This window comes from Dokdonella sp. (assembly GCF_039926425.1).
Lineage (GTDB): Bacteria > Pseudomonadota > Gammaproteobacteria > Xanthomonadales > Rhodanobacteraceae > Dokdonella_A.
In genome coordinates this window covers 1-4,121 of record NZ_JBDSWZ010000193.1, presented here as the reverse complement: position 1 = coordinate 4,121, position 4,121 = coordinate 1, and the positions used below count along the sequence as shown (strand labels likewise).

General features: G+C 63.7%; 4 protein-coding genes. 1 reads left to right on the top strand and 3 read right to left on the bottom strand.

What is annotated here, in order from left to right; translation table 11 throughout:
* From ABIV12_RS11360 to ABIV12_RS11350, 3 genes are all read right to left on the bottom strand, one after another.
* Positions 1-1,073, bottom strand: a 1,073-nt coding sequence (locus tag ABIV12_RS11360) for a sulfatase-like hydrolase/transferase (protein ID WP_348059322.1), incomplete at its 3' end; no start/stop codon positions are given.
* Between the two features lie 272 nt (positions 1,074-1,345).
* Positions 1,346-2,761 (bottom strand): ATP-binding protein, encoded by a 1,416-nt coding sequence (locus tag ABIV12_RS11355; RefSeq protein WP_348059320.1) that lies wholly within the window; start codon positions 2,759-2,761, stop codon positions 1,346-1,348.
* A gap of 117 nt (positions 2,762-2,878) precedes the next feature.
* Positions 2,879-3,544: a response regulator gene (locus ABIV12_RS11350; RefSeq protein ID WP_348059318.1), complete on the bottom strand. Its 666-nt coding sequence runs from the start codon at positions 3,542-3,544 to the stop codon at positions 2,879-2,881.
* A 249-nt stretch (positions 3,545-3,793) separates the two neighbouring features.
* On the opposite strand from ABIV12_RS11350, the gene ABIV12_RS11345 reads away from it, so the two are divergent.
* The coding region (locus ABIV12_RS11345; protein ID WP_348059316.1) for a GDP-mannose 4,6-dehydratase at positions 3,794-4,121 on the top strand (328 nt) is incomplete at its 3' end.

The window sequence follows — 4,121 nt, the reverse complement described above, 5'->3', positions numbered from 1 at the left end:
AGGTTCTCGTTGTCGGGTCGTTTGACGATCGACTGGCCTGGCGTCGGCGGCACCGACAATGCCAGGGCTTCGAGGCCACGAACGGTGCGCGTGCCGGATGCAAACAGTCGCGTGAAGAACAGGCTCTTGTCGGCCAGCGCGTCGAGATTGGGCGTGATGCCCTTAGTGTTGCCGAAGGTGGTGAGATATTCACCGGAAAGACTTTCGACGCTGACCAGCACCACGTTGAGGTGTTTTTCCGGGCCCGGGTTGTCGATCGTGCGCGTGATGTCGCGCGGATCGGTGCCGATGAAATGCGCTTCCGGTGTCTGCAGCAGGCGGCGCATGTCGGAAAACGCGGTCGCTTCGGGCAGCGTCTTGTAAAAACGGTCCCAGTCGAGTTCGTTGTTGCGATAGGCGGAAAAGAATTCGTAGATGCCGTCGCCGGCGAGTTCGTCGACATAGGCGTTGCTCGAGCGGTTCTTCGATTCGCTGTCGACGAACACGGTGATCAGCACGGTGAGTGCAAGCCAGCCGAGCGTCACCAGCGAACGCGTGCGGAATCTCGATGCGTCCGTACGCGGCAACCAGGACCGACGCGTGAAATACACCAATCCCGCGGCGAAGAGTGCCATCAGGAACAGCAGCTTGCCGACTGGATACGACGCACGAATATTGCCGATCACTTCGCGCGAGTAGACGAGGTAGTCCACCGCGATGAAATTGAAGCGGCTGCTGAACTCGTCCCAGAACAACCATTCGGCCGCGGCGACGAACATGAGAACGAACAGCAAGGCGAGGCAGAAGATGGCGACCACCACGCGCATCGGGCGCGCGGCGAAAAATCGCGCAGGCACCAGCCAAAGCAACAGAACGAGCGGCCACGCAAAATAAATGAAGGCGCACAGGTCGTAGGCGAATCCGACGACGAACAGGTACAGCCAGCTGAGAGGCTGCAGCGGGATTCCGTCGCCCGTCTTGATCAGCAGCGCGAGACGCGTCAGAAACGTGATGGCGAAAAAGACGATGGCGAGCCATCGCAGGGGTGCATACCGTTGCCGAAGGCCGGACCGCGTCATTTGATCGTTTTGCAAGGAGGGTTCCTCGAGAGGGATTCGGCGACAACGCACTGCAGGCACAACGAAACAGCTGTCGAACGAGAACGCGAAGCTGCGATGGTGGATGGGTTCCGATGCGCGCACTGGCCAACGTCCGCAATCGACACGTCGTGCACCATCCACCGACCGCCGCAAGCGCATCAACGTTCTGCATGCCGACAGACGGTTGTTTCAGAATTGTTTCACGAAACGCTTAAGAAGGGATTAAGACGCGTGACGCGCCCACACGTGCGGCAACCGCGAGGCCGTCATGCCTGCGATGTCTCCACCCCGCTCTGCGGAGAGATGCGTGCAGACTCGAACGCCACATCGACGCGCAGTCCACGACCGCCCTCCGACTCGCGAAGCTCGACCGTTGCGCGGTGCAGCTGGGCAATGCGTGCAACCATCGCCAGGCCAAGCCCGCTGCCGATGCCAATGCCATCCGGTCCACGCTGGAATCGATCGAACATCGACTCGCGGCGCAGAGCGTCGATGCCGGGGCCGTTGTCGGTGATCGACAGGACGGTGCGATGATCGGTGCGCACGATTGCCACATCGATGCGGCCGCCGTCGTCGCTGTAGCGGATCGCGTTGTCGAGAAGATTGCGGATCAGCGAACGCAGTCCGGGTTCCCAACCAAGCACTTCTGCGGCGATCGCATCGCTGCGCACGTGGATCTCCAAATCCTTGTCCGCGGCCATCTCGCCGAGCTCCTGCAGTTCCTCGTCCACGCAGCGACGAAGATCGACCGCACCCATCGAATGCGGAGCCGATTCGTCGTCCCAGCGTGCCAGTTCCAGCATCTGGTTGACCAGGCGCGTCAGGCGCACCAGACCCTGACGCGCATACGCGAGCGACGTGGAAGCAGAACCGGCCGACGTCGCCTGCGCATTCTCCACGTGCATCAGTGCGCCGGCGAGCGGCGTGCGCAACTCGTGCGCGGCGTTGGCAGTGAATTGTCGCTCCTGCTGGAGCAGTGCACGGACGCGTCCGAGAAGGCCGTTGAGCGAATAGATCGCCGGTTCCATCTCCTGCGGCAGATCCTCGAGGCCGACCGGATCCGTGCGATCGGGACGTCGTTCGGCCAGCTGGTCGGCCAGTTCGACCAGCGGTCGCAAACCGCGTCGTACCGCCCACCCGACCAGCAGCGCGAGCAGGGGCAATCCGATCAGCAGCGGAGCGATCGCCTCGATCGCGAGAGCGCGAGCGATTTCCCGACGGCTGTCGTAGCGCTCGCCGACCCGAATCCAGTTGTGGCTGTCATCGAGCAGGGTGAAAACGCGCCAGTGACGCTTGCCGACTTCGATGTCGGTAAATCCCGCCGGTGCCGCGTCCAGCAGCACATCGCCCATGTTTTCCGAGTTGAGCAACAGGTGGTTTTCGTCACTCCAGTACTGGAATCCGATCTGCGACTCGTAGCTGTGCCCACGAACGATCAGTGACGGCTGACCGTGTCGTTTCTTCCACGTGGCGATCTGTGTCGGTGCCAGGCTGGGAAGGTCTTCGCCCCCGAGGTCGCTGACCAGCGCGCTGATCGTGCGCGCGCTCTGCGCGAGACGCGCGTCGCTGAGTTCGTCGATTTCCTCCATCATGAAGAGGTAGCTCAGCACGACCAGTGGCACGAGCAGCGCTGCCAGACAGACGAGCACGAGCGTCGTGATTCGCGATTTCAGCGAGTGCATCGGTTGATTCCCTGTGCACTCCGCATCAGGACGCGGCCGCTTGCATCCGTTCTGCCGGCGCTCACCCTGGACGGCTGCGTCGCGCGCGGAATCATCGATTCGTCGTCATCGCGCGGCTCATGCGGCATGGTCGCGTACCAGCAGGTAGCCCAGTCCGCGCACGGTCCGGATCGCACTCGGAGACAGCTTGCGGCGCAGCGAATGCACGTGGACCTCCAGCACGTTGCTCGCAACGCCCTCATTGCCATACACCGCCTGCGCGAGCGTGTCGCGTGTCACCACGCGCCCGGCGCGCTCCGCCAGTGCGCGCAACAACAGGAACTCCGAGCGCGACAGATCGAGCGCGCGTCCGCCATAGTCGCCGGTGTTCGACGTCAAATCGAGCGTGAGCGCGCCGACCTCGACGCTGTTCATCGCGATGCCGTTGGCGCGACGGTGCAACGCACGCAGTCGCGCGGCGAGCTCGTCGAGGTGGAACGGCTTGACCAGATAATCGTCGGCACCCGCGTCGAGACCACCGATGCGATCCGCCAGCGCGTCGCGCGCGGTGACCACGAGCACGGGAAGATTGATCTTCTCGCGACGAAGGGCCTTCAGCACATCGAGCCCATCCATTTTCGGCAGGCCAAGATCGAGCACGGCCGCGTCGAACGCGGTGGCGCGCGCGGCGGTGAGCGCCGCCACACCGTCGCCGACCCACTCGGAGGTGTGCGACCAGCGCGCGAGCGCATCCTGGATCCCGAGGCCGAGCAGCTCGTCGTCTTCCACCACCAGCACGTGCATTGCCTGGACCTACCTGCTTCTTCGGATCGCGTTGCGGGAACGTACGCCCCGGACCTTAGGGCACGCTTAAATTGTTGCGGCGATTCGGGATCCGGGAGCGTCAGTCTCCCCGAACCGGCGGCACGCCCGTTGCCGAAATTCCGCGTTTCCAATCCCGTGCCGGCGCGCGTTGACTCGCCATGTCCCCGGCCTGCCGCTACGATACGCGCTGCCGTGCATGCGGTGCCCGTTCCAGGACCACGGATCAAAATGAAAACCCTGCTCGTCACCGGCGGCGCCGGCTTCATCGGCGGCAATTTCGTGCTCGACGCGCTGGCGCAAGGCGGCTGGCGCATCGTCAACTTCGATGCGCTCACCTACGCCGGCAACCCGGACACGCTCGCATCGGTCGCGGATCATCCGGACTACGTGTTCGTGCAGGGCGACATCAGTCGCTCCGACGACGTCCGTCGCGTGCTGGCCGAGCATCAACCGGGCGCGATCGTGAACTTTGCCGCCGAGTCGCACGTCGACCGCTCGATTGACGGACCCGCCGCGTTCGTGCACACGAATGTCGTCGGTACGCTCACCCTGCTCG

Excerpts from the sequence above, each read along its gene's own strand:
- ABIV12_RS11355 (WP_348059320.1), bottom strand. The coding sequence starts at position 2,761 with ATGCACTCGCTGAAATCGCGAATCACGACGCTCGTGCTCGTCTGTCTG.
- ABIV12_RS11350 (WP_348059318.1), bottom strand. The coding sequence starts at position 3,544 with ATGCACGTGCTGGTGGTGGAAGACGACGAGCTGCTCGGCCTCGGGATC.